This is a genomic window from Microbulbifer agarilyticus, assembly GCF_019800665.1.
GTDB classification, from domain to species: domain Bacteria; phylum Pseudomonadota; class Gammaproteobacteria; order Pseudomonadales; family Cellvibrionaceae; genus Microbulbifer; species Microbulbifer agarilyticus_C.
Genome location: NZ_JAHVKO010000004.1, coordinates 690,128 through 713,716, shown reverse-complemented (window position 1 = coordinate 713,716; position 23,589 = coordinate 690,128). Strand labels below are relative to the sequence as shown.

General features: G+C 56.0%; 19 protein-coding genes. 10 read left to right on the top strand and 9 right to left on the bottom strand.

Annotated features, from left to right (window positions below):
- The first annotated feature begins 318 nt into the window (after positions 1 to 318).
- Positions 319 to 1,875: a S8 family serine peptidase gene (locus KUV22_RS12515; protein ID WP_222231556.1), complete on the top strand. Its 1,557-nt coding sequence runs from the start codon at positions 319 to 321 to the stop codon at positions 1,873 to 1,875.
- A 136-nt stretch (positions 1,876 to 2,011) separates the two neighbouring features.
- On the opposite strand, the gene KUV22_RS12510 is transcribed toward KUV22_RS12515, so the two are convergent.
- The 3 genes from KUV22_RS12510 to KUV22_RS12500 form a co-directional block, all read right to left on the bottom strand.
- Positions 2,012 to 2,389, bottom strand: coding sequence for a hypothetical protein (locus tag KUV22_RS12510; RefSeq protein WP_222231555.1), 378 nt, complete (start codon positions 2,387 to 2,389; stop codon positions 2,012 to 2,014).
- 117 nt (positions 2,390 to 2,506) lie between these two features.
- On the bottom strand, positions 2,507 to 2,917 hold the full coding sequence (locus KUV22_RS12505) for a hypothetical protein (RefSeq protein ID WP_222231553.1): 411 nt from the start codon (positions 2,915 to 2,917) through the stop codon (positions 2,507 to 2,509).
- A gap of 14 nt (positions 2,918 to 2,931) precedes the next feature.
- Positions 2,932 to 3,831 carry an SPFH domain-containing protein gene (locus tag KUV22_RS12500; RefSeq protein ID WP_224918066.1) on the bottom strand — a complete coding sequence of 300 codons (900 nt, stop codon included), beginning with the start codon at positions 3,829 to 3,831 and terminating at the stop codon, positions 2,932 to 2,934.
- On the opposite strand from KUV22_RS12500, the gene KUV22_RS17570 reads away from it, so the two are divergent.
- Both KUV22_RS17570 and KUV22_RS12490 read left to right on the top strand, forming a co-directional pair.
- Positions 3,738 to 4,229, top strand: coding sequence for a DUF350 domain-containing protein (locus KUV22_RS17570; protein WP_449288826.1), 492 nt, complete (start codon positions 3,738 to 3,740; stop codon positions 4,227 to 4,229). The genes KUV22_RS12500 and KUV22_RS17570 overlap by 94 nt on opposite strands.
- Before the next feature lie 9 nt (positions 4,230 to 4,238).
- Positions 4,239 to 5,054, top strand: a complete 816-nt coding sequence (locus KUV22_RS12490; RefSeq protein WP_222231549.1) for a transglutaminase-like domain-containing protein — start codon at positions 4,239 to 4,241, stop codon at positions 5,052 to 5,054.
- Positions 5,055 to 5,128: 74 nt separating this feature from the next.
- Here the strand turns inward: KUV22_RS12490 and KUV22_RS12485 are convergent, their stop codons facing one another.
- Complete coding sequence (locus KUV22_RS12485) at positions 5,129 to 7,534, bottom strand: zinc-dependent metalloprotease (RefSeq protein ID WP_222231547.1); 2,406 nt, start codon at positions 7,532 to 7,534, stop codon at positions 5,129 to 5,131.
- A gap of 114 nt (positions 7,535 to 7,648) precedes the next feature.
- Here KUV22_RS12485 and KUV22_RS12480 point away from each other — a divergent pair, with 114 nt between their 5' ends.
- The gene (locus KUV22_RS12480; protein ID WP_261319478.1) at positions 7,649 to 8,587 is read left to right on the top strand and encodes a sulfite exporter TauE/SafE family protein; all 939 of its coding nucleotides are present in this window, start codon (positions 7,649 to 7,651) and stop codon (positions 8,585 to 8,587) included.
- A gap of 58 nt (positions 8,588 to 8,645) precedes the next feature.
- Entirely contained in the window at positions 8,646 to 9,800 is a 1,155-nt protein-coding gene (locus KUV22_RS12475) for a pyridoxal phosphate-dependent aminotransferase (protein ID WP_222231545.1), read from the top strand.
- Between the two features lie 128 nt (positions 9,801 to 9,928).
- Here KUV22_RS12475 and KUV22_RS12470 read toward each other — a convergent pair whose 3' ends face one another.
- Positions 9,929 to 12,499: a TonB-dependent receptor plug domain-containing protein gene (locus tag KUV22_RS12470; RefSeq protein WP_261319477.1), complete on the bottom strand. Its 2,571-nt coding sequence runs from the start codon at positions 12,497 to 12,499 to the stop codon at positions 9,929 to 9,931.
- A gap of 315 nt (positions 12,500 to 12,814) precedes the next feature.
- On the opposite strand from KUV22_RS12470, the gene KUV22_RS12465 reads away from it, so the two are divergent.
- Positions 12,815 to 13,615, top strand: coding sequence for a DUF2884 family protein (locus tag KUV22_RS12465; protein ID WP_222231543.1), 801 nt, complete (start codon positions 12,815 to 12,817; stop codon positions 13,613 to 13,615).
- A gap of 93 nt (positions 13,616 to 13,708) precedes the next feature.
- Here the strand turns inward: KUV22_RS12465 and KUV22_RS12460 are convergent, their stop codons facing one another.
- Positions 13,709 to 14,227 (bottom strand): peroxiredoxin, encoded by a 519-nt coding sequence (locus KUV22_RS12460; protein WP_224918078.1) that lies wholly within the window; start codon positions 14,225 to 14,227, stop codon positions 13,709 to 13,711.
- 218 nt (positions 14,228 to 14,445) lie between these two features.
- On the opposite strand from KUV22_RS12460, the gene KUV22_RS12455 reads away from it, so the two are divergent.
- The gene (locus KUV22_RS12455; RefSeq protein ID WP_222231541.1) at positions 14,446 to 15,741 is read left to right on the top strand and encodes a hypothetical protein; all 1,296 of its coding nucleotides are present in this window, start codon (positions 14,446 to 14,448) and stop codon (positions 15,739 to 15,741) included.
- 2 nt (positions 15,742 to 15,743) lie between these two features.
- Here KUV22_RS12455 and KUV22_RS12450 read toward each other — a convergent pair whose 3' ends face one another.
- The 3 genes from KUV22_RS12450 to tkt all read right to left on the bottom strand — a co-directional run bounded on the left by KUV22_RS12450 (position 15,744) and on the right by tkt (position 19,475).
- A complete protein-coding gene (locus KUV22_RS12450) occupies positions 15,744 to 16,232 on the bottom strand; it encodes a tRNA-uridine aminocarboxypropyltransferase (protein ID WP_222231539.1) in 489 nt (162 codons plus the stop codon).
- A 4-nt stretch (positions 16,233 to 16,236) separates the two neighbouring features.
- The gene (gap, locus tag KUV22_RS12445) at positions 16,237 to 17,265 is read right to left on the bottom strand and encodes a type I glyceraldehyde-3-phosphate dehydrogenase (RefSeq protein ID WP_222231538.1); all 1,029 of its coding nucleotides are present in this window, start codon (positions 17,263 to 17,265) and stop codon (positions 16,237 to 16,239) included.
- A 209-nt stretch (positions 17,266 to 17,474) separates the two neighbouring features.
- Positions 17,475 to 19,475 (bottom strand): transketolase, encoded by a 2,001-nt coding sequence (gene tkt / locus KUV22_RS12440; protein WP_222231536.1) that lies wholly within the window; start codon positions 19,473 to 19,475, stop codon positions 17,475 to 17,477.
- Between the two features lie 321 nt (positions 19,476 to 19,796).
- Between tkt and KUV22_RS12435 the strand changes: the two genes are divergently transcribed.
- From KUV22_RS12435 to ahcY, 3 genes are all read left to right on the top strand, one after another.
- Positions 19,797 to 20,774, top strand: coding sequence for a metalloregulator ArsR/SmtB family transcription factor (locus KUV22_RS12435; RefSeq protein WP_222231535.1), 978 nt, complete (start codon positions 19,797 to 19,799; stop codon positions 20,772 to 20,774).
- A 139-nt stretch (positions 20,775 to 20,913) separates the two neighbouring features.
- Positions 20,914 to 22,134: a methionine adenosyltransferase gene (gene metK / locus KUV22_RS12430; protein ID WP_222231533.1), complete on the top strand. Its 1,221-nt coding sequence runs from the start codon at positions 20,914 to 20,916 to the stop codon at positions 22,132 to 22,134.
- Between the two features lie 73 nt (positions 22,135 to 22,207).
- Entirely contained in the window at positions 22,208 to 23,584 is a 1,377-nt protein-coding gene (ahcY, locus tag KUV22_RS12425) for an adenosylhomocysteinase (protein ID WP_222231531.1), read from the top strand.
- The last annotated feature ends 5 nt before the right edge of the window (positions 23,585 to 23,589 follow it).

Below are 23,589 nucleotides of genomic sequence, written 5' to 3'. Positions count from 1 at the left end.
CGACTCTCGCACTCGCGTCCTAATTCGCTTCGCAATAACGGCTCCGCCAGATAAAACCAAACCCGGTTCGGCACGGTGGCCCGCGGTCGCGCGAGACGTACTCCGTCACCTCCCCCTCAATCAACTAGGCGCCTGGTTCAACCTTAAATCTGCGCTTCGCCAAACGATTCACAGATCGGAAAATCCGCACCCTCACACACCAATTGTGCCTGCTACATTCATTTCCACGACACGGATGGCGTGCGCTGTATACCGTTATTTTTGTCGCCTACCAATCTTCAAATAATCTGGTATCCAACTTTTCGGAGTAAAAGAAAAATGAGAAAAACGCTCTCTGCGTTGCTCACAACGTTTATTGCATTTTCCGCAACCGCTAACGCAAGTGGCGAAGATCAACGCTACATCGTTAAATATAAAAGCGGCAAAGGCCCGGCGGTAATGGCCGCGGTTAACGCAAGTGGGGGACGATCTGCCAAGGCACTGGAAAAACACAGCGCGATGGCGGCCTACCTGCCAAGCCATGTGGCGCAGTCGCTCGCCAAAAACCCCAACGTGGAATACGTCGAGGAAGACGTTAAGCGTTACCCTTTGTCTGAGTCGGTGCCCTTCGGCATCCCCATGGTACAGGCAGATCAGCTGAGCGATATCAGCGCGGGCAACCAAACCGTTTGTATTATCGACTCCGGTTACGACATCAGCCACGAGGACCTCTCGGGTAACACCGTCACCGGTAACTACGACAGCGGCACCGGTAACTGGTACGAAGATCAGAACGGTCACGGCACCCATGTTGCCGGCACCATCGCTGCCATCGGCAACGGTAAAGGCGTGGTAGGCGTAATGCCAAACGCCAACATCAAACTGCACATCGTTAAGGTGTTTGGCGCAGACGGCTGGGCTTATTCCTCATCACTGGTAGCCGCTGCGGAAGAGTGTGCGGCAAACGGCGCAAGCGTAATCAATATGAGTCTCGGCGGCACCTTAAAGTCCCGTACCGAACAGAACGCCTTTGCCGATCTTTATGCCAATCAGAATATTCTTTCGATAGCTGCGGCTGGTAACGACGGCAACACCCGTCACTCCTATCCTGCATCCTACGACTCTGTTGTTTCTGTTGCGGCCATTGATAGCAACAAACTGGTCGCTGACTTCTCCCAGCAGACCGGCCAGGTTGAGCTGTCCGGACCGGGCGTGGACGTTTTATCCTCGGTACCTGTAGGCATGGGGTTGTCGACCTCCCTCAGTGTGGCCGGTAGTGATATCGAAGCATCCGGTATGGAAGGAAGCCCTCTGGGCATCGCTACCGGCGCACTTGCTGACTGCGGCCTCGGCGAATCAGCTTGCGCCGGTGCGAACGGCAAAGTGTGCCTGATTTCGCGCGGCAACATTAGCTTTGCCGAAAAAGTACAGGCCTGTGAAAGCGGCGGTGGCATCGCGGCGGTGATCTATAACAATGAGCCGGGTATGCTGTTTGGTACCTTGGGCGAAACCGTTACCGGTATCCCGTCTGCAGGTATTTCCGATACCGATGGCGCCGCACTTCTGGGCCAGATCGGTAGCAGCGCTACCCTGACACTGGAACCCAGCGATTACGCGTTCTTTAACGGCACCTCCATGGCGACGCCACATGTAGCCGGCGTTTCCGCTCTGGTTTGGAGCCACTTCCCCGCCTGCTCCGCAAGCCAGATCCGCAACGCACTGGTCAGCACCGCGGAAGACCTGGGTACTGCCGGTCGCGACAATGCCTACGGATACGGTCTGGTACAGGCAAAAGCTGCCGCTGACTACCTGACGGCAAATGGCTGTGATACCAACGGCGGTGGCGATGATGGTGGCAATGACAAGCCATGCCGAGGCAAAAACTGCAGTCAATAAGGAAAGGCTTCGGCACTTTCAAACTTAAAAAACGCAGTAAACAAAAAAGGCTTGCCGGTTATTCGGCAAGCCTTTTTTTATTCTACCAAGTTGATCGGGTTAACTAGGTAGAATCACTGGTATATCGAGTAACGTCTTATTGACGCTGCAGGTCGCTGATACAACGATTGTACTCATTGATATACACAGAACTGCCTCGGTTAGGTACTGCGTTGGATTTATCCGCAGCAGCGTTACGACAGCCCTCAATCTGGTCTGAAGTCAGACCAACACCAGGATTAGTCACTACAGACGCATTTGGAGTGGACTGATGATCCATTACACGAGGCGGATTGGTTTCATAAAAGTAACCACCTTGCTCGTTGAAACGATAAAAGGTGTCACCGCTTTTGTAGTAGGTGTTACCCAAAATTTGCACTTCCTGAGCGCCAGAAGGCAGCTGAGTCATAGTGCTTTGAGCATGGGCAAAACCCGCAATGGAACAAAACAGAACTACAGGTAACAGGTAACGCATGATGATCTCCTCATCTCCCAATGTGTTCGGAAGTCTATTCACGGTATCTGGGCATCCCAACAGAATTTCTGAAAATAAAACCGTTGCAATGACTTCAAAATGAGGATGAGTCGTAGATTAATTTTCCCGTTCGCTTTCCTGCTTCTGCTTTTCGCGCAGCTCCTCTAAACGTTGGCTCGTTTGTGCCGCGGTTGGCTTTTCTGGGGCAAAATTTTCTACATCACCTTGCTCTGCGCGCAACACACGTTCGGTAGCCTGTTGCTCGTCACTATAGTCCGGTGCCAGCTCCAGCTTCGGTCCATTGCTGTTGAAGCCCAGTAAAACCCAGATAAAAAACAGTAAACTGAGCAGACGAATGACCAGTGAACGGTCCAACAGCCAGTGCAGTCCTTCGCCACGGCGTCGCAAAAACTGAATCCGCACCAGAATATTCAGCACCAGTAGCACACACGCTGCGATAACCACCCAGCTGGCCAGCCCACCCAGGGCACCCGCCAGCCAGTTGGCCACCTGTGAATTGAATTCCATCAGACAGCCCTCGCTTAGCGCTTGCGCGCAACCTGCTTCATTTGTTCAGAAAACACTGCCTGCTGCAGGCCAATGGTGCCCAGGGCTTCGACCGGTACAAATACCTTGTTATTCGACTCGGCCATGGTCTCCAGCACCTCGAGCGTGCGGTAGGAGAGGTATTTGTCAGTGACCGACTTGGCCAGCAGGTCATTAACCTCTTTCTGCCCCATTGCCTTTTCGCGGGCAATCGCGCGGTTCATTTTTTCGCGCTCCAGATCCCGCTCCATTTGGATCTTCTGGATTTCAAACTGTGCCTTCTCCTGCTCAATCAGCTCGCGGCGCTCCGCTGCACGCTCCTTGGCCTCGGTGATGACCTTCGGAAACTGCACATCCGCGATACCCAGACGCTTTATCTTGATGGGTGTTCCATCTAGCGAGGAGGCAACAGCGGAAAATAGCTCCTGACTGAGCATTTCCCGGCTGGAGGCAATTTCATTGATCGAATACTTGGCGATCACCCGTCGTACCACGTCGCGAATAACCGGCTGCGCATAGGTGTTGTATACCTGGCTTACGGAAATATTGCCATTCTGCGGAGGCATACGATCAAAGATATTGTCGATGTATTTTTCGTTTACCGCACCGGTCATCCGGATATCAAAGCTCATATTGAGCTGATCTTTAGGCATAAACAGTTTGAATTTTTCCAGGTGGCCGAAATCCGCAATCGCCAGTGTCACCAGTTTGTCACAGTAGAACAGGCACATATCCAGGCGGAATTTGGATGGCGGTACGGTACTCGGCTTGTAGCCATTTTTGGTGAGAACCTTGCCCACGTGTGCCGGCGGCACCTCCACCCGGTCCGCACAGGCAGTCAGGCCCAGAAAAGGCAGCATCAAAAGGAGGACTGGCAACTTCAACAGCTTTGGCATTTCCATATATCCCTAAATTCATTATTCACTCGGGCGAGTACCTTAAAGAGCTATTTACCCCGGGGCAAGTTGATCAATCTACGTACACCCCGCAGAACTCCCACAAGAAAAACCTATTTGCCTGTGATCTAATTACCGCTTTCTCGCCGCTTTCGGAATCTATCAAGATGCAAACTGAATTTCTTACCGCAACCCTGTTTAACCTGGGTTTGAACCTGCTGTATACCATTCTCGCCCTGCTGATTGGCATGGTTGCGCTGTTGCTGATCGATAAAAAACTGCTCAAGCATGTGGATATCGAGGGCGAACTTAAAAATGGCAATGTCGCCGTGGCCATTTTTGCCTCAACCATCCTGATCTTCGTTGCAATGATTATCTCTTTCGGTCTCAAGGGCTAGGGCATCACCGTGAGATCGCTGTTCTTCTATCTGGCCATGGGTTTGTTGATGATGCTGCCGGAACTGGTGCGACACTGGCGGGCACTGCCCGCCGAACAGGCCCTGCATCAGCACCAGCTCGCGGTCATGCAGAGTGAAGACGGTACGGATGCGGTTAAAGATGACCAGAAAGGAATTGTAAAGATTGCCGGTAGCTACTCCCCACTCACCGAAACGATGGTGCAGCAGGCGGTGGCGAAACGCAGTGAGCAGCAGAGCAGCTATATCTCTATCTGGAACTGGCAGGGCATCGAGGCGGTGACCGCCTCCGCCCGCGGGCTGGACAGCCAGCACCACTTTGCCAACAGCTATCTGGTGGGTTTCCAACCATTTGAGACCGAGGCTTTATGGGTGCCGCTGTACACCCTGGCGGTACGCAAGGAATACCAGTACGACCATCTGCAATACGCGGGCCTCGCCGATATCTGGCAGACTTCGCGCCAGGCGTATTACCAGAAGCGCGGCGATTGCGAAGATCATGCGATCTTGCTGGCGGACTGGCTGATTAACCTGGGCGTGGATGCGCGGGTGGCCTTGGGAACTTACAAGGGTGAGGGCCACGCCTGGGTCGTGGCCATTGTGGATAACACCGAATACTTGCTCGAGGCCACCAGCAAACGTCGCCAGGCCAGCTGGCAAGCCATGCCGCTTGCCGCGCTGACCGAGGGGTATGAAGTGGAATTCCAGTTCAACCGCGACTACTTCTGGGCCAAAACCACCTCAGCGCCGACGCGCCGCTACCGCGGTGATCACTGGATTCGCAAGTCGCAGTTTATTCGCGGATAAAAGTACGCCGGCAATCTTCAGGATCAAGCATTACCGGCGCCGCACAATTTCCCCAGTTCTTATCGCTGGCCGGCCTAGATCGGCGAGCCCGGCGGCATGGGTTTCAGATCCCCTTTCTCCACCTTCAATTCGCCATCCATAAATGCGGCGATACGATTTGCCTCATAAAAGTAGTGCGCGTTGTAGCCGTGTGGATCCTCACCAAACAACTTCATTGCGCCGATTGCGTGCTGGAATTTAGCCAGCTCAAAATTCGCCCGTGCGCGGGCGGACTCGGGTGCCTGCTTGTTGCCTGCCAGTAACATCAGGTGGTGGATATACACGTGGTTAACCCGCTGGTGGATGGCCGCCTGCAGCCCGGTATATTGCTCACTCGCCAATGACTGTTCGGTAAGCTGTGCGAGCAGGGTATTGAAGCCGGGGCCATCACCGCGGCGCGCCTGCTGTTCCTGCAGACGCGCAGCACGCTGCGGATCAAGCAATATAGAGAAGGTATGCCCTGCGGCAGCCTCCGCCATGGCGATCCCGTCGAATGCCACGCCAGTGTATGCAGGGAAGCTCTCATTGCTGCGACTGTAACCGAACGCCTTGGGCGGCAAGAGTTTCAGCACGCGCTCCGGCAGGGTTAAGAACTCCGGCTGCAGGGTTTGCGCCAGCGCGTCGATCGCCTGCTGCTGTTGATCGGCAGAGACCAGTTGATAACTCGCGTCACCGGCGTCATTCGACAGATAGTCGTAATCCAGCCCGCCGATCAGCTTGCCGACTGCCTCGGCCTGGTAGCGGTGTCCGTAGTACACCGGCACCAGGGTTTCATCCAGCGACGAGCGCGCAGTGTCCGCCATGTTGACTGCAGGACCAAAGTTCTCCAGTGCGTGTTTGCGCAGCTCAGTCATCCGCTGGAACTCGTCCAGCGGCTCTCGCCCGTTATCCCAGAGATGGGAATAGGCATGGGCATTATTAATGCTGCGAGAGTCCCGATCGGTTATAAAGCGCAGCTTCTGCTGCTGCGCCTCTTCGAGCACGCCGGCGAGATATTCCGCTTCATCGCCCTCGGCCACGCCGTAACCATAGCGGATCGCCAGCTTATCCCAGGCGCCAATACCCGATGCGTAGGCATTTTCTACATCGAGCTTGCTGCCAGCCAAAGTCACCAGCGGGGCTGGATAGTCCATTACCGACGCGCGATCTTCCGTGCTGGAAATAAAATTATGCGCAAGGCCGATGGTGTGACCAACCTCGTGGGCGGAAAGCTGGCGAATACGCGCAAGCGCCATCGCCTTAAGTTGTTCGGTATCCGCATCCTTATTGCCATAGGGCTGCAGCAGGCCCTGGGCGATCAGGAAATCCTGGCGTACTCGCAGGGACCCGAGGGTGACATTCCCCTTGAGAATTTCACCGGTGCGCGGATCATAAATCGAATACCCATACGACCAGCCGCGGGTGGAGCGGTGCACCCAGTTGATCACGTTGTAACGTACATCCAGTGGATCCGCGTCTTCCGGCAACAGCTTCACCTGAAAGGCGTTTTCAAAACCGGCAGCCTCAAACGCGTCGTTCCACCAGCTTGCGCCATCGATCAGGGCACTGCGTACCGGCTCCGGCACACCCGGGTCAACGTAATACACAATCGGCTCTACAAGCTCGTTGCTGCCCGGGCGCTTCTCCAGTCGATGCCGGAAGATCAGTCGCTGATCCATGGGCTGGTCGATGGCGGTGGCGTAGTCGCGAAAAATCAGCGGGAAGTATCCGGAGTTACTGTGAAAGCGTCGCGGCTGGTAGCCATCGTCGGGGAGGGCCACCAGAGAAATATGCTGGCGCAGGGTCGCAAGCTGCGGGGTAGGTACCACCTCCTGCATGTATTTGCCCGGGTCGCTGCCGGCGAAGGTTAGCTGCGCTTCAAATTCGCTATTTTGCGGGAAGCTTTTGGTCCGCGGCAGGTAGATCGCAGAGCGGTCCTTATCCAGGCTATAGCTTCCCTGGCCGGCTTGCTTGAGCCGCGCAGCAATACCGTGCTGGTCGCTCAAGACAAACGGAGTGAAGTCCACCAGCACCGCGCCCGCTTCTTCACCCAGCACCTTGAACCCCCAAATCACCGACGAAGCAAAGGCTTCGGATACGGCGCGACGCTCGGCCGGGTTGTCCGACAGGGCCCGGTATTTCAGATTTACCTGGTGCAGCAATACCTTGTTGCCGACCCGCTCAAATTTAACCACTCGGCTTTCACCCACCTGGTTGCGGTCCAGGCCAACCGGGTTGGACCCCAAGCCCTGCGCGAGCCCGGTGAGCAAGAGCAGCTCGCGGTCGAACGTATCGACCTGCAATAGCAGCCGCCCCTGCTGGGGGTCCCAGAAGTAATCAAACAGTCCCTGCTGCCGCTCCATACCGGAGGTGATCGTGGCAATAGACTCCGCGCGTGAAAAAACACTGAGCGACAAAGCGCCCATTAATAGAACAACAGCAAAAATCGACCGACGTGGCATGGTCCCCCCAAAAAACGTATTGGTCATTGTTAGACACAGCGGAAGAGTACCACCCGCACAAATTCAGTTCACCGCATAACACGCAAAGTCGATGATTTCGGTCGGCGACGTCCATTGATCTTCAAAAACACTCGCTTCACCCACGGCATCGGCTCCTCCACCAGGCATCCGCACTCGTTGGCACGGTTAATGCTTTTTACAACCTGTTCAACGAAGAACAATCTGGGGGAGCCGATGAGTTTCGAGGAAATATCTCTGTTCATCCTGCTGCTGTGCGCTGCAGGTTTGATTGCGGGCATCACCGCGGGACTATTTGGAAATGGTGGCGGGTTCGTAGTGGTTCCTGCACTACTTGCGGTGTTCCCGTTCCTGCACAGCGCCAGCGACGAGATGATGCGCGTCGCGGTGGGCACTTCACTCGCCTCCATTGTGATTTCTTCGGCACGCTCGGTACAGGCCCACAGTAAGCGGGGGGCAGTAGATTTTAAGGTATTACGGGACTGGTCCATATGGATCGTTCTGGGGGTCGGCGCAGGGCTCTACATAGCATCCTTTACCGACAGCAAAAGTCTGATCTATGTATTTGCCGGTGGGGTATTGCTGTATTCCATCTATTTTCTTTTCCCCAATCTGTTCGACGGCCTAAAGGGCAAACTTGATATGCCCACCGGGTTTGCCCGTGCGAGCCTGGCAAGCTTTCTGGGGGGATTTTCCTCCTTACTCGGTATCGGCGGCGGCACCATAACGGTGATGACCATGGTGCTGTGCAATCGACCAGCGCACCAGGCTGTGGCAACGGCTTCGGGTATTGGTTTTCTTATCGGACTTCCAGGCGCCATCGGTTTCCTGCTGATGGGCCTGGGCGCGCCAAACCTGCCAATAGGTTCCGTCGGCTATATCAATGTTCCGGCACTGATCGCCATCTCAATTTTTTCGATTATATCTGCGCCCATCGGTGCTCGCTGGGCGCATAGCCTGAATGAGCTCCACCTCAAGCGTCTGTTTGGCGTTTATTTGATAGCAGTGTCCATGGCCATGTTTGCCAAGGCCTGACCGACACAACACGGTGTAAATCAAATGCACCACCATTGACCTTACCGGGAGGAAAATAATGCATAAATCACTCAGCAGAAGGTTGTTTCTACAGGGGGCCACGGCCAGCGTCTCCGCCGCTCTGGCTACGACAAGCACTGCCAGCCTGGCGACAAGCGCCAAAGAAATAACACGCCCAACGGCACTCTATGGCCCGCCTCCAGGCGTCGCAAAACTCAACGCCAATGAAAATCCCTATGGGCCAAGTCCGGCTGCACTCAAGGCAATGATGGAGGCAAGCCAGAAGGGGGCCTATTACGTCTATGACAGCGTCATGCGCCTGAAAACCATGATTGCTGAACGACATGGTTTGACCCCGGAGCATGTCACCCTCGGCTCTGGCTCAAGCGCCGGACTCGCCGCCGCCGCAATTACTGCGGCGCAGACCGGGAATATTCTCGGACCAGACTTGTTCTGGGATACCACGTCGCGCGTGGTTGAGATTCAGAGTATCGGTGAGATCAAACGGCTCCCAAAACTGGAAAGCCTAGCCATTGATCTCGATGCCATGTACAACGCCATCGATGACACTATCTCCATGGTTCAGGTTACCAATCCGAATAACCCGACGGGTATGCTGATCAACCCGGAAGCTATGCGCAACTTCTGTATCAAGGCATCAAAGAAGTGCACCGTACTGGCAGATGAGGCATACAACGAGCTCACCGACAACAGCGACCTGAATACCGTCATTCCCCTGGTAAAGAATGGGCACGATATCATCGTCGCACGTACCTTTTCCAAGATTTACGGATTGGCCGGTATGCGTGTTGGTTATTTGATTGCGCAGCCGGAAAAGATCGAGCAGATGGAAAAGTATGGGCTCGGCTGGTACGGGTTGAACCAGGCCGGTCTTGCGGCAGCGATTGCCTGCTACGAAGACCATCGCTTTATGGATTACTCGCGTGCAAAAGTGCTGGAAGCCCGTGAAATGGTCACCGCTGCACTGAAAGAGCATGGGCTTTCCGCGCTCCCCTCCGTTACCAATTTTACGTTTGTGAACCTCGGAGAGTTGAATGCGGAAACTTTCCGTGCAGAAATGGCCAAGGAAAACGTACTGATACGAGGCATTTATCGCGACTACACTAACTGGTCTCGGGTCAGCATGGGACACTTGGACGATGTAGAGAAATATACCGCCGCGCTACCCAAGGTGCTGCATCGTATGGGCTGATGCTCCTCGCTGAATTCGCTCACTGGCCAGCTCTGCTGGCCTTTTTTATGCCCGCGTGTCTAACGACGAATTCAGAACCAAAAAATCCCCGCATTGCGGGGATCAAAGTGGTAGAACAAACAACGTGATTAGAAATCGTGGTTTAGGCTCATATAGTAGAAGCTTCCCTGCCAATCCACCACCGTGTCCGATGCGTACAGCGCGCCACAGCAGTAGTCACCCAGAGCATCCTTTTCCGGGTACTCGTCAAAGATGTTACGACCGCCCAGGCTCACATTGGTGTTGTCGGTTATATGGTATTTACCTTCCAGATCCACCTGCACCACCGGATCATAGGTCTGATAAATCAAGCCGCCATCGGAACCCTGCGAATTTTTGTAACTACCATACCAGTTCGCACGTGCCATAAAGGACAGTGCACCAAAGTCGTGAGTTGCAGTCACCGCGCCGCGCAGTGTTGGCTCAAAGTTTTCGAAATCGTACTGGTCCTCATCATTCAGATAGTCCGATGGATCCGAAGTAAATTCCGATTTGTTGTAATTCACCGATGCGGTGAGGTTGGTAGTGCTTTCATTCGCCCAGCTTAACGGATAAGTCGCAACCAGATCGACACCCTGGGTGCGGGTATCAAACGCGTTACTAAAATAGAAGACCCCACCAATGGACTCGGCACCAACAACCCCCGCATCAACCAGCGCTAGGTAATTGGCGTAATCGGAGCCACTTCCGCTACCGGCCGATACATCCAGGGTGGAGATCGCATAGGTGCGGTCATCAACATCGATGCGATAGAAATCGATGGTCAAACTGAGATCGTCGAAATCGGCCGTCATACCGAAGGTAAAGTTGGTGGAGGTTTCCGGTTTGAGCGGCTCCGCACCCAATGCGGCGGCGACATCGCTACTGGCCGGAAAAAGGCCGGTGGCAACCGGGAAACCATTCGGCAGGCGAGTAGACACATTGGTGGTGCCCTGCTGCCCAGGGGTGGGTGCGCGGAAGCCGGTGCCAATGGATGAACGCAGGCCAATGCTGTCGGTCACGTCATATTGCATCGCCAGTTTACCGACCAGCTCTGCATCAAAATCGGAGTAATCTTCAAAGCGTACTGCGGCCTGCACGAACAATTGATCGGAAAGATCCGTGCTCAAGTCACCATACACCGCATAGGAATCGCGGGAGTAGCTACCGCTGTACTCCGGTGCGTATCCGGGGAAACCATTTGAGCCGACGCCCACCACCGTGTATACCGGGTCGTCACCATCCAGGCTACAGTCCAGGGTTGAACCGTTATCGATCACGGCCTGCCCCGCGGCAGTCGGTGTGCCGTCTGCGCTACAGAAGTCCCATGGATCTTGAGTCGCGTAGGGTCCCGCGGTGTAGGAATCGACATCGCCGCCGCTCAGCTCATAAGACTCGTCCATATAACTGAAGCCAAAGGCCGCAACCACATCACTGGGCAGACCAATGCTCAACTCTTTGGAGAAATCTGCCTGAATCTGCATTTCTTCATTGGCGAGTGTTCCGGGGTTGAATTCGGTTGGGCTGTCGGGTCCCATGGATGGGTTAATGGTATTTTTCAGGGTGTACGCAACTTCCGAGTAACCGTAGCGCGCACTGAAATCGTACAGCAGCCCCGAAGTTGTCTCGCCTTTTACCCCGGACGCTGCCGAATAGTCGGTGACTTCACCGGAAAATCTTGGAGTAAAGCCGCCGGGAAATTTTTCCAGCGGACTGTAAATGGAACCATCTTCGGTACGAAGATCCATAATGGTGCCATTATTTGGGTAACGATAGTAAAAGCTGCCATCGGCTTCGCTTTCGGAGTAGTTACCAAACGCGTACAACTGCATACCGTCGGCAATATCGTAGCCGGCGTTAAAGAACATCCGTGCGGCCTCCGCATTTGGCTGCCCCCAAGGCTGCACGACATCGCCTTCCAATGAGGCATTTTTTGCCGCCTCAATAAATTCGGGATCCTGCTCTTCCAGACAGAACCAATTTTCGCAGTACTGTTCGCTGCGGGAGGTGAAATCCTGCTGCGAAACTTCACCAGAGATACTCAGGAAGCCTTCACTCCCCAGGGGCATACCTACATTGGCGGTTGCAGTGGACTGGAAGCCATCGCCTTCACTGTATTCACCGGTACGCAATCCAAAAGAGCCGCCCTCGGCATTGTCCTTGAGAATAAAGTTGATCACGCCCGCGATCGCGTCTGAACCATATTGCGCGGCCGCACCATCACGCAGCACCTCAACCGACTTCAAGGCGGAGCTGGGAATGGTTGCGATATCCGGGCCCTGGGTGCCGGAACCGCCTATTTCTACCAGCGCCGCCCGATGGCGACGCTTTGAATTTACCAGCACGAGGGTTTTATCTGTTGGCATACCTCGCAGCTGCGCCGGGCGGATAAAGGTTCCACCGTCGCTGATTGGCTGGCGAGATACGTTATAAGAAGGAACCAGTGTTTTCAGAACATCGTTTGTATCCGTGTGCGATACCGATTCCAACGCTTCACTGCCAAACACGTCAACCGGTACCGGCGAATCCGATACCGAGCGCGGTTTCCCCCGCACACCGGTTACCGCGACCTCTTCGATTTCTTCAGCCAGCACCGGCGCACTGGATGCCATCGTACTACTGGCGATAACGGCGACGATTGCACAGCTAAGTGACTTCTGTTTAAGAGACTGTCGTTTCATTGGTGACCCCTTTTTTTGTGATTGCCATAACGTTTTTATTCTTGATGAATTTGTTTCGGGCAAAGGAACCCCCTGCAGCGCACTCGATTAGTGCTTGCAAACTTACGGGTAACTTTTTTCGGGTTCTCTAACGGTGCGGCGCGGTTTGCGGCGCAATATTCAGCACAATATCCGGAGCGATATCCGTGAACATCAGTATTTGGTGATCAGTTACTCAGACATGAGCAATATGTGTGCCAGATTTTTTTTACCAGCGGTGCATCCAAAAGCGCTCATCGATGGGTCATACCCAAAACACCTGTTATGGAATTCCCGATGAAGCCGATACTCCCGTTTACCTTCGCCGCCCTGGCCACCATGGCAACCGTCACTTTCGCGGCGGAAGATGTGTCCATTTCCCATGATGGAAATAGCTGCAATGTTTCCATGCATCATCAGGTGACCGTCGGGCCGGACTTCCTGGAGGTGCGTGATGAAAACGACCTGGCACCACTGATTGCATTCAGCAAGCCGGATCAGCTGGCTGTGGGCGACGATGGCCTGACTCTGACGGCGGATCAGCAAAAGCTGATGAAGCAATACCAGCAGCAACTGCACCACACTGGCGAAGAGGTATCCCTGCTGGCAGTTGCCGCGGTCGACGTGGCACTGGAGGGGCTGGGCATTGCATTGACGGCCCTTGCGGGGCCCGACGACCCGGATACCGAATACTTCCTGCACGAGTCCAGCCTGATCCGCAGCGAGGTGATCGCCAAGCTGCAGCACCCAGGTGATGTGTACTCATTTGGCACCCCGTGGGTGGAGGGAGTACTGGAAAGCACCCTTGAAGAAGAACTGGAACCACGAATCGCAGCACTGGCGACCCGCTCTGCCGGCAAGATCGCCTGGCACGCGATGAAGGCGGTATTTACCGGCGGCCGCAGTGTAGAAGCACGCGCCGAAGCGGCAGCAGAAGAAGCGGAAGCATTAGTAGAAGAAAAAGCGGAAGCGTTGGAAGCCCGCGCAGATGCGCTGTGCGCGCAAATGGAATCTCTCGACACGCTGGAGACCGAGCTGCACCGCGCCATCCCAGAGCTGAACGGGCTCGACCTGATTAAATTCGATCGCCGAGGTTAACCACAGACACTACCTCGAGAGCGAGACTCCTAACACTCCCCAAGTGTTTGGCCGCATCCCCCCAAAAGGTATGCGGCCTTTTTTATTTGGCGATCAGGACTTTTTATCCACACCCAGCTCGCCCAAGGTCTGTGCCATATCCTGGGCACTGGTGGCAGGCTGAATATCGCGATCAATCTTCAGAATATTGCCGTCTTTACCAATGTAGAAAGTCACACGCTTGGCCATATTGAGTACCGGCATTTTCACGTCGTAGGCCTCGGCGACCTCACCGGTGGGGTCACTCAGCAGGGGAAAGTCTGCCTTCATCTCTTCGGCGAACTTGGTGTTGTCTTCCAGGTCGTCAGTACTGGCCATGAAATAGGTCACATCGTATTCACGAATCAGATCACCATTTTCGGCCAGCGACTTGCACTCGATGGTGCAGCCTTTGGTAAAGGCTTTGGGATACCAGGCAATAACGACCGCCTGCTTGCCCTTGAAATCGGACAGCGTGTAGGTTTTGCCATCGGAAGCTTTCAAAGAAAATTCCGGCGCCGGGCTTCCCACCTCAAGCGCCATTGCTGGAACAGTAACTACCAGCAACGCCATCCACAGAAACAATTTTCTCACTTTCCTCTCCTTTACCAGAGTTATGTTCAACAGGCGGATCTGCCTGATTTTTTGACCAGATATCCACCTCAAGTTTCCAGCTTTTTACCACTGGCTTCAATGGAAATCGGCCCATAGAATGCGGTCTTTTGCGCAATTCGGTCAGGAGCCATAACACCGGGCAGTCATATGCTGCAGCGCAGGGAACAGCAGAATAACGCGATAATAAGAGCGCCCTTATGTGTTCCCCTGTCCAGAGCCTGGCCCCCTCTCTACGACTCCTAGTAATCCTAGCTGTACTACAGCTACTCAGCGCCTGCGGCGGCGGTAATGAAGCAGGTAGTAGCGATAGCGACCTGATCCAGGCGCCGCCACCTTCTTACGCCCCGGGGAGCGGTTCGGATTCCTCCGGCTCTCCGCCCAGTTCAGGCAGTAGTGGCGGAACCCAGGTCGTGGCTCCCGGTGAATACGCAACACTCGAGAAGTGCACGCCCTTTTCCGGCAGTGCCGAAGCGCCATTCAAGGTAATTTTTGCCAACCTGGATTCAGCGCCGTACTTCGACGAAATTGTGCAGGATGCACTGGAGAATCAGTTTCACGCGCTCGCGCCTTTTGCGGAATACCAGCACCAGTTCGGTTTTTACCAGTTAGATCTCGATGACTTTGCTGCACTAGGGTGTAACCGCATTGATAGCGGTGGCTTTAGCTGCGATGTCGACAAGATACATCAGTCGATTTATCAGCAATGTGGTGGTGATGATTTACAGGGTGTGATCAAGATCGTCATCGCCGAGGCGGACTTCGGCGCATCTGGAGGCGAAGTGATCTATATCGCCAGTGACCGCGACTGGCAAGATAGTGCAACCGCGCTGTATTACCTGCGCAACATTGTGATTCACGAGGTGGGGCACAATTTTGGCCTCGCCGACCTGTATGACGGCGGCGTCAATCAAGATGGCTCCGCGGTTGAGGGCTGGCCCAGTGAACTGTCCCGTGAATGGGCCAACCTGGACGCCCCCGGCTGCAGTAAATGGTGCAACAACTTCAAACCGGCAAGCGAGTACACCCAATCGGAAAATGCAGTCTGCCCGTCATTTACCGATCGGGGTAGCTGCGTGGCGTACAACCGTTCGGAAGCGGGTGAGTGTGCGACCGATGAGAACGGCAACCCCACCTGCTGCGCCTGGTCGAGCAGCAACGAGGACGACTATTTTGCCTCACAGTGCACTCCTGCCTGGGGCACGGAAAATATCGGGCAGGATTGCCTGCAGGGCACCGGTTGCTATTACGGCGGTGCCTACGGCAATAATTCCTGGCGCCCGGCAAAGACATGGGAAGACAGCATTATGTACGGTGCTGGGCAATCCACAGCGTTTGATGCGGCATCGGAGCGGGCGCTGGGCGAAGCCATGCGCTGTTGCGGCACGTCGGACGATAGTACCAAGTCCTGCGCGCTGTTTCGCGCGAACTTCAATACGTTCTTGGAGGATTTTCAGCCGTATAAAACTCGGCTCGGCTCCTGTGGAACTCGTTAAAACTATTTGCTCGCCTGCAGAAATTCGCTGAAACGCGCTTCAAGCTCTTCCGCTGCAGAGTTTTCACCCTTAGCGCGCAGAATCTCGATCACACATTCGGCGGTACACAGGCCGCCGTCGCGCTGGTTGCGGCGTAAATTGAAACGTGATGGGCGACCGGGTGTCAGCTCAACACGCGGGGCGCTATTCAGGTAGGCGCTGCGATTAAACATTTTGCGCGCTTCCTGCCAGGTGGCATCCAGCAGAATAAACGTTTGGCAATCCTCCACGGAGAGAGATTCCGTAGCGGCATTCTCTTCGTGTACTTCGCTACTCGGATATACAAGCCCCGTATCAGCTCGCTGTAATAGCTGCAGCAATTGCACATCCGGCTCGGTGCGCTTCCATACCACACGGCGCACTACGGCTGCCGCCTCACCCACTAACGCTAACTTGCCGGTATTTGTGGGCTTCGCCAGTTCACGCTCATGGGTAAGCAGTATGATCTCCACGGAACTACGCGAGTGACTGCCCGTACAGGGCGCGGGTCACATCGAGCATGCGATTGGCAAAACCCCACTCATTGTCGAACCAGATCAACACCTTGACCAGCTTGCCACCGGCAACACGGGTCTGACTGGCATCGACGATGCCGGAGCGCGGATCGTGGTTGTAGTCGGACGAAGTCAGCGGTTCTTCACTGTACCCAAGAACTCCACAGTACCCGGTTTGCGCCGCGGCCTTGAGCACGGCGTTGACTTCCGCCTGGGTGACCGACTGATGCAGCTGCACCGAAAGATCAATGGCGGAAACGTTAATGGTGGGTACGCGCATGGCCTGGGCTTCAAACTTGCCGGCCATTTCCGGGAGTATGCGTTCGATGCCGCGGGCGAGCCCAGTATCCACCGGAATAATGGAGCCGATGGCAGAGCGCGTTTTGCGTAAATCGGTGTGGTGATAGGCATCGTTCACCGGCTGGTCATTCATCGCCGAGTGGATGGTGGTGATCACACCGGCATCAATGCCAAAAGCGCTGTCCAGCGCGGCGATTACGGGAATGCTGCAGTTGGTGGTACAGGACGCGGCGGAGATGATTGTTTCCTCGCCGCTCAGCGTACCGTGGTTAACTCCGTAGACGATGGTGGCATCGACGTCATTTTTCGCGGGCTGCGAGAAAATGACTTTTTGGGCTCCGGCCTTGAGGTGCAGTTCGGCGCGTTCGCGCTCGGTGAAACTGCCAGTACACTCGAGGACGATGTCGACTGGTGGCGTGCGCCAATCGAGGTCTTCCAGCTCGCTGTAATGGGTTACGGAAATTTTGTCGCCGTTCACCAGCAGGGTGTCGTCCTGCACGGCGACATCGCCAATAAAGCGACCGTGGACGGTATCGTATTTGGTGAGATGGGCAATGGTGGCGCAGTCGGCCAGCTCATTGATGGCGACGATCTGCAATTGATCGCGCAGGTTGGATTCGTACAGGGCTCGCAGAACGCTGCGCCCTATGCGGCCGTAGCCGTTGATCGCGAGTCTTATCGGGTTGGGCATGTATACCTCGGGCTATGTCCACCGCCCTTGGTCAATGCTCGGTTGTCGTGCGGTGGCGGCTGGCTACCGGATGCGGATTTTCAGGACCACTGTAAACCCATCCCTGGGCGTTGCGGCGCAAACCTCCTGTTTGCGACGCTCCTGAAAATCCGCATCCGATACCCAGCCTGCGATTCAGACCCCGCTCATTTGTAGCGGGGTCGAACGTTTTACTTCAGCAGACCTTCTACAGCCTCAACCACTTTATCGGTGGTGATGCCGAAGTGCTTCATCAGGTCACCAGCCGGTGCGGATTCACCGAAGGTTTCCATACCGATGATGGCGCCGTCGAAGCCGACAAACTTGTACCAGTAGTCCTTGTGCGCAGCTTCCACGGCAACGCGGGCGCGTACGGAAGATGGCAGTACAGACTCGCGGTAGTCGGCGCTCTGTGCTGAGAAGGCTTCGGCACATGGCATGGACACAACGCGCACCTTGCGGCCGGACAGCTGTTCGGCGGCAGCGGTGGCGAGCTCGACTTCGGAGCCGGTGGCGATGATGATCGCTTCCGGTTCGCCATCGCAATCACGCAGGATGTAACCACCCTTTTCAACATTGGCCAGCTGCTCATCGGTACGCGGCTGCGGGGCCAAGCCCTGACGGCTGAAAATCAGCGCGCTGGGGCCTTCGCTGCGAGCGATCGCCATTTTCCAACTTACCGCGGACTCGGTGGCGTCACAGGGGCGCCAGGTCTGCAGGTTCGGGGTAGCGCGCAGTGCAGTCAGCTGCTCTACCGGCTGGTGAGTCGGGCCGTCTTCACCCAGGCCGATGGAGTCGTGGGTGTATACGAAGATAACCTTCTGCTTCATCAGCGCGGCCATACGCACGGCGTTGCGGGCGTATTCCATAAACATCAGGAAGGTCGCTCCGTACGGTACGAAGCCGCCATGCAGGGCGATACCGTTCATGATGGCGCTCATGCCGAATTCGCGCACACCGTAGTAAACGTAGTTACCGGAGGCATCGTCTGCGCTTACACCTTTGGTACCGGACCAGATGGTGAGGTTGGAGCCGGCGAGGTCGGCGGAGCCGCCGAGGAATTCCGGCAGCAGCGGGCCGTAGGCGTTGAGGCTGTTTTGGCTGGCCTTACGGGAAGCGATTTTCTCGGCATCCGCCTGGCACTGCTTGATGTACTCGTCGGCCTTAGCCATGAAGTCCGCCGGCAGTTCGCCGCTCATGCGGCGTTCAAATTCGGCAGCCAGTTCCGGGTGGGCGTCTTTGTAGTCTTCGAAGATGTCTTTCCACTCGTCTTCCTGCGCTTCGCCTTTGGCGCGCGCGTCCCACGCGTGGTACAGGTCTTCCGGTACGTGGAAAGGCTCGTGTTTCCAGCCCAGGGTTTCGCGTACCAGGGCGATTTCGTCGTGGCCCAGCGGTGCGCCGTGACACTCTTCGCGGCCCTGCTTGTTCGGGGAACCAAATCCGATCACGGTTTTGCAGCAGATGATGGTGGGCTTGTCGGTTACCGCGCGCGCCTCTTCAATCGCCGCCTTGATCGCCGCCGGATCGTGACCGTCTACGTTCGGGATCACGTGCCAACCGTAGGATTCGAAACGCTTGGGCGTGTCGTCGGTGAACCAGCCTTCTACTTCACCGTCGATGGAAATGCCGTTGTCGTCGTAGAAGCCGATCAGCTTGCCCAGACCCAGGGTGCCGGCCAGGGAGCAGGCTTCGTGGGAGATGCCTTCCATCAGGCAGCCGTCACCGAAGAAGCAGTAGGTGAAGTGGTCCACCAGCTCGTAGCCATCGCGGTTGAACTGGGCTGCCATTACTTTCTCGGCCAGCGCCATACCCACTGCATTGGTGATGCCCTGGCCCAGCGGGCCGGTGGTGGTTTCTACGCCCGGGGCGTAGCCGTATTCCGGGTGACCCGGAGTCTTGGCGTGCAGCTGACGGAAGTTCTGCAGCTCGTGGATGGACAGGTCATAACCCGCCAGGTGCAACAGGGAATACAGCAGCATGGAACCGTGGCCATTGGACAGCACGAAGCGGTCGCGGTCCGCCCACTCGGGGTTGGCCGGATTGTGTTTCAGATAGTCGTTCCACAGCACTTCAGCGATATCTGCCATACCCATGGGGGCGCCAGGGTGGCCACTGTTGGCTTTTTGGACCGCGTCCATAGACAGGGCGCGGATGGCGTTAGCCTTTTCTGTGCGAGACGGAGTAGAAGACATAGGGATCTCTCGGTTTGGGATCTTCGGTTCATCAGATGCGCTGCGGTTCCGGCTCTGACGGCCAGTATGCCGCGGTCCCTTTTTGCCGACGCTGATGCTGCCCGGCAAAACGGGGGGCGTATTTTCCCGTACTACCCGGTGGGGCGTAAAGTCTAAGGGTTCGTTTCTTACTTCAGCACAGCAACATTTTCCTAACAAATAGCAATCCTGCTGTACCCGCGGGATTCTCCATGGAATTCACCCCATCTGCATCAATTTTTTTGAATACAGCTAAATCAAAAGTTTTTGATATAGATCAAAAGCACTGCTAGACTCCCCGCCATGCTTGAGTCCAATAGTGCCTCCAGCCAACCGGCCGGGGATGACAAACAACATGCCAGCAACCAGATTCCGCAACTGGCGGCGACCCTTAAGGCCGCCGGCGATCCGTTGCGCCTGGAGATATTGCGCCTGTTGGCGCAGGACTCCTACAGCGTGCTGGAGCTGTGCCACATCTTCGACCTGCGCCAGCCAGCGCTTTCGCACCACCTGAAGGTGCTCTCCCAGGCTGGCCTGGTGAGCAAACGCCGCGAAGGCAACAACCTGTTCTATCGGCGCACCGCCAACAGTGAACTGCTCCAGCAACTGTTTAGCGGTCTCGACCAGCTGCCGCTGAGTGCTGACCGCGCCTCCACCGTGACCCAGGTTGCTGCAGAGCGTGCCGAGGCCTCGCGCCGCTTCTTTGCCGACTACGGCAATCGCTTCCGCGAGCAGCAGGAGCTGATCGCCAGTTATAGCGTCTACGGCCCTCAGGTAGCACAGCTGCTGAAACCCGGCCGTCACGCGCTCGAGGTTGGCCCAGGTGAAGGGGAATTCCTGGAGGAGCTGGCCAGTCGCTTCGGTACGGTAACCGCGCTGGACCTTTCCCAGACCATGCTCGAGCGCGCACAGGCATTTTCCGATGAGAAGGGCCTGCAGAATATCGAGTTCGTGTGTGATGACACACGTGCCGCCGCAGCCCGCCCGGAGAGCGCGGACTGCATTGTGGTGAATATGGTGTTGCACCACACGCCAGATCCCGCGCAGATTTTTCACGATCTGCAAAAGTCTTTAAGGGCCGGCGGGCAGCTGCTGATTACCGACCTGCACGACCACGCGCAGGACTGGGCGCGGGATGCCTGCGGCGACTTGTGGTTAGGTTTCGCGCCGCAGCAGTTGGTCGAGTGGGCGTCAGATGCAGGCCTGAGCAAAGGGCGCAGTGTGCACAGCGCGTTGCGCAATGGCTTCCAGATTCAAATTCAAGAATTTGTTAAACCCTGACAATTTCAAAAAACGCCTTCAAGCAGCAAACCATTTACGTAATAGCTAAGTACTAGGCAGTGTCGGCGGGAGAAACCGCAGTTCCCCGCGCCAGTATAGGAATAACGGAAGCGCGCCAAGCGCAATAGGAGAACTCAGCATGAGTGAATACAGCATTTTTACTTCGGAATCAGTATCCGAAGGCCATCCAGACAAAATCGCCGACCAGATTTCCGATGCGGTACTGGACGCCCTGCTGGCACGCGATAAAAACGCCCGTGTTGCCTGTGAAACCCTGGTGAAAACCGGTATCGCGGTTATCGCTGGTGAAATCAGCACCAGTGCCTGGGTCGACCTGGAAGACCTGGTGCGCAAGGTGATTACCGATATCGGTTACACCTCTTCTGCGGTGGGTTACGACGGTGCAACCTGCGGTGTGATCAATGTCATCGGCAAGCAGTCTGTGGATATCGCCCAGGGCGTGGACCGGGTAAAACCGGAAGACCAGGGCGCCGGTGACCAGGGTCTGATGTTCGGCTATGCCACCGATGAAACCCCGACCTTCATGCCGTCGCCGGTGTACTACGCACACCGTCTGGTAGAACGTCAGGCAGAAGCGCGCAAGTCCGGCCTGCTGCCGTGGCTGCGCCCGGATGCGAAGAGCCAGGTTACCTTCCGCTACAACGAACAGGGCGAGCCCTGTGCGATCGATGCGGTGGTGCTGTCTACCCAGCACAACGAAGAAGTGTCCCAGGAAGATCTGCGCGAAGCGGTTATGGAGCTGATCGTGCACCACGTGCTGCCGGCCGACCTGCTGCACGAAAACACCAAGTACCACATCAACCCGACCGGCAAATTTGTGATCGGTGGACCTGTGGGCGACTGCGGTCTGACCGGCCGTAAAATTATCGTGGACACCTACGGCGGTTCCGCCCGTCACGGCGGCGGCGCCTTCTCCGGTAAGGATCCGTCCAAGGTTGACCGTTCCGCCGCTTACGCTGGTCGTTACGTAGCGAAAAATATCGTCGCTGCCGGTCTCGCCAAGCGCTGTGAGATCCAGGTGTCCTATGCGATCGGTGTCGCCGAGCCGACCTCTGTTTCTATTAACACCTTCGGCACCGGCAACATCAGCGACGAAAAGCTGATTGAACTGGTACGGGAAAACTTCGACCTGCGCCCCTACGCAATCTCCAATGCGCTGGACCTGCTGCACCCCATGTATCAGCTGACCGCTGCCTATGGCCACTTTGGCCGCGAGCCGTTCGAGCACAGCTACAAGTGGATCGACAGCAACGGCAAGGAACAGGTAGAGACCTTCACCGCTTTCCCGTGGGAGAAAACCGACAAAGCGGAAACCCTGCGCGCTCAAGCGGGCTTCTAATCAAAACAATACCGAATACAGAGGCCCGCACGGGCCTCCAAGAAAATTCTCAAGGATCTAACTAGTGAACCAAATGAGCACCGAATTCAAAGACTTCAAGGTTGCAGACATCAACCTGGCCGACTGGGGCCGCAAGGAAATTGAAATTGCCGAAGGTGAAATGCCGGCACTGATCACCCTGCGTGAAAAGTACCGCGCGGAGCAGCCGCTGGCAGGCGCCCGCATCATGGGCTGCATCCACATGACCATCCAGACCGCGGTGCTGATTGAAACCCTGGTGGCGCTGGGCGCAGAGGTGCGCTGGTCTTCGTGCAATATTTTCTCCACCCAGGACCACGCCGCAGCGGCCATCGCCGCGCGCGGAATCCCGGTATTTGCCTGGAAAGGTGAAACCGAAGAGGAATACGAGTGGTGCCTGGAGCGCACTATCGGCGCAGACGCCGCTGGCTGGCAGCCAAACATGATTCTCGATGACGGCGGTGACCTCACCGAACTGCTGCACCGCAAGTACCCGGAGCTGCTGGACAACTGTCACGGTATCAGTGAAGAAACCACCACCGGCGTACACCGTCTGCAGGACATGCTGAAGGCAGGCACCCTCAAGGTTCCGGCGATCAACGTAAACGACGCAGTAACCAAGAGCAAAAACGACAACAAGTACGGTTGTCGCCACAGCCTGAACGATGCCATCAAGCGCGGCACCGACCACCTGCTGTCCGGCAAGAAGGCGCTGGTTATCGGTTACGGTGATGTGGGCAAAGGCTCTGCGGCCTCCCTGCGCCAGGAAGGCATGATCGTAAAAGTGACCGAGGTTGACCCCATCTGCGCCATGCAGGCCTGTATGGACGGTTTCGAACTGGTCTCCCCGTACATCAACGGCGAAAACAATGGCACCGCAGATTGCATCGACCGCACCCTGCTCGCCAACACCGACCTGATCGTGACGACTACCGGCAACGTGAATGTGTGTGACGCACACATGCTGGCGGCGCTGAAGTCCGGTGCAGTGGTGTGCAACATCGGCCACTTCGATAACGAAATCGACACCGCGTTTATGCGCGAAAACTGGGAGTGGCAGGAAGTGAAACCGCAGGTGCACAAGATTGTGCGCGACGCAACGAGCAACGATCACCTACTGCTGTTGTCCGAAGGCCGCCTGGTAAACCTGGGCAACGCCACCGGCCACCCCAGCCGCATCATGGACGGCTCCTTTGCCAACCAGGTACTGGCTCAGATCCACCTGTACAAGGAAAAGTTTGCCGACCTGCCCGCAGACCAGAAAGTATCTGCGCTGTACGTAAAAGTACTGCCGAAGCACCTGGACGAAGAAGTGGCCAAGTACATGGTCGAGGGCTTTGGCGGCGTAATTACCCGTATGACCGAAGACCAGGCCAAATATATCGGCGTATCGGTTGACGGCCCGTACAAGCCAGAAAGCTACAAGTATTAAGATGC

What these genes read in the sequence shown, in the direction of transcription:
- KUV22_RS12515 (WP_222231556.1), top strand. Translation starts at nt 319, where the DNA reads ATGAGAAAAACGCTCTCTGCGTTGCTCACAACGTTTATTGCATTTTCC.
- KUV22_RS12510 (WP_222231555.1), bottom strand. Translation starts at nt 2,389, where the DNA reads ATGCGTTACCTGTTACCTGTAGTTCTGTTTTGTTCCATTGCGGGTTTT.
- KUV22_RS12505 (WP_222231553.1), bottom strand. Translation starts at nt 2,917, where the DNA reads ATGGAATTCAATTCACAGGTGGCCAACTGGCTGGCGGGTGCCCTGGGT.
- KUV22_RS12500 (WP_224918066.1), bottom strand. Translation starts at nt 3,831, where the DNA reads ATGCCAAAGCTGTTGAAGTTGCCAGTCCTCCTTTTGATGCTGCCTTTT.
- KUV22_RS12485 (WP_222231547.1), bottom strand. Translation starts at nt 7,534, where the DNA reads ATGCCACGTCGGTCGATTTTTGCTGTTGTTCTATTAATGGGCGCTTTG.
- KUV22_RS12475 (WP_222231545.1), top strand. Translation starts at nt 8,646, where the DNA reads ATGCATAAATCACTCAGCAGAAGGTTGTTTCTACAGGGGGCCACGGCC.
- KUV22_RS12470 (WP_261319477.1), bottom strand. Translation starts at nt 12,499, where the DNA reads ATGAAACGACAGTCTCTTAAACAGAAGTCACTTAGCTGTGCAATCGTC.
- KUV22_RS12465 (WP_222231543.1), top strand. Translation starts at nt 12,815, where the DNA reads ATGAAGCCGATACTCCCGTTTACCTTCGCCGCCCTGGCCACCATGGCA.
- KUV22_RS12455 (WP_222231541.1), top strand. Translation starts at nt 14,446, where the DNA reads ATGTGTTCCCCTGTCCAGAGCCTGGCCCCCTCTCTACGACTCCTAGTA.
- gap (WP_222231538.1), bottom strand. Translation starts at nt 17,265, where the DNA reads ATGCCCAACCCGATAAGACTCGCGATCAACGGCTACGGCCGCATAGGG.
- tkt (WP_222231536.1), bottom strand. Translation starts at nt 19,475, where the DNA reads ATGTCTTCTACTCCGTCTCGCACAGAAAAGGCTAACGCCATCCGCGCC.
- KUV22_RS12435 (WP_222231535.1), top strand. Translation starts at nt 19,797, where the DNA reads ATGCTTGAGTCCAATAGTGCCTCCAGCCAACCGGCCGGGGATGACAAA.
- metK (WP_222231533.1), top strand. Translation starts at nt 20,914, where the DNA reads ATGAGTGAATACAGCATTTTTACTTCGGAATCAGTATCCGAAGGCCAT.
- ahcY (WP_222231531.1), top strand. Translation starts at nt 22,208, where the DNA reads ATGAGCACCGAATTCAAAGACTTCAAGGTTGCAGACATCAACCTGGCC.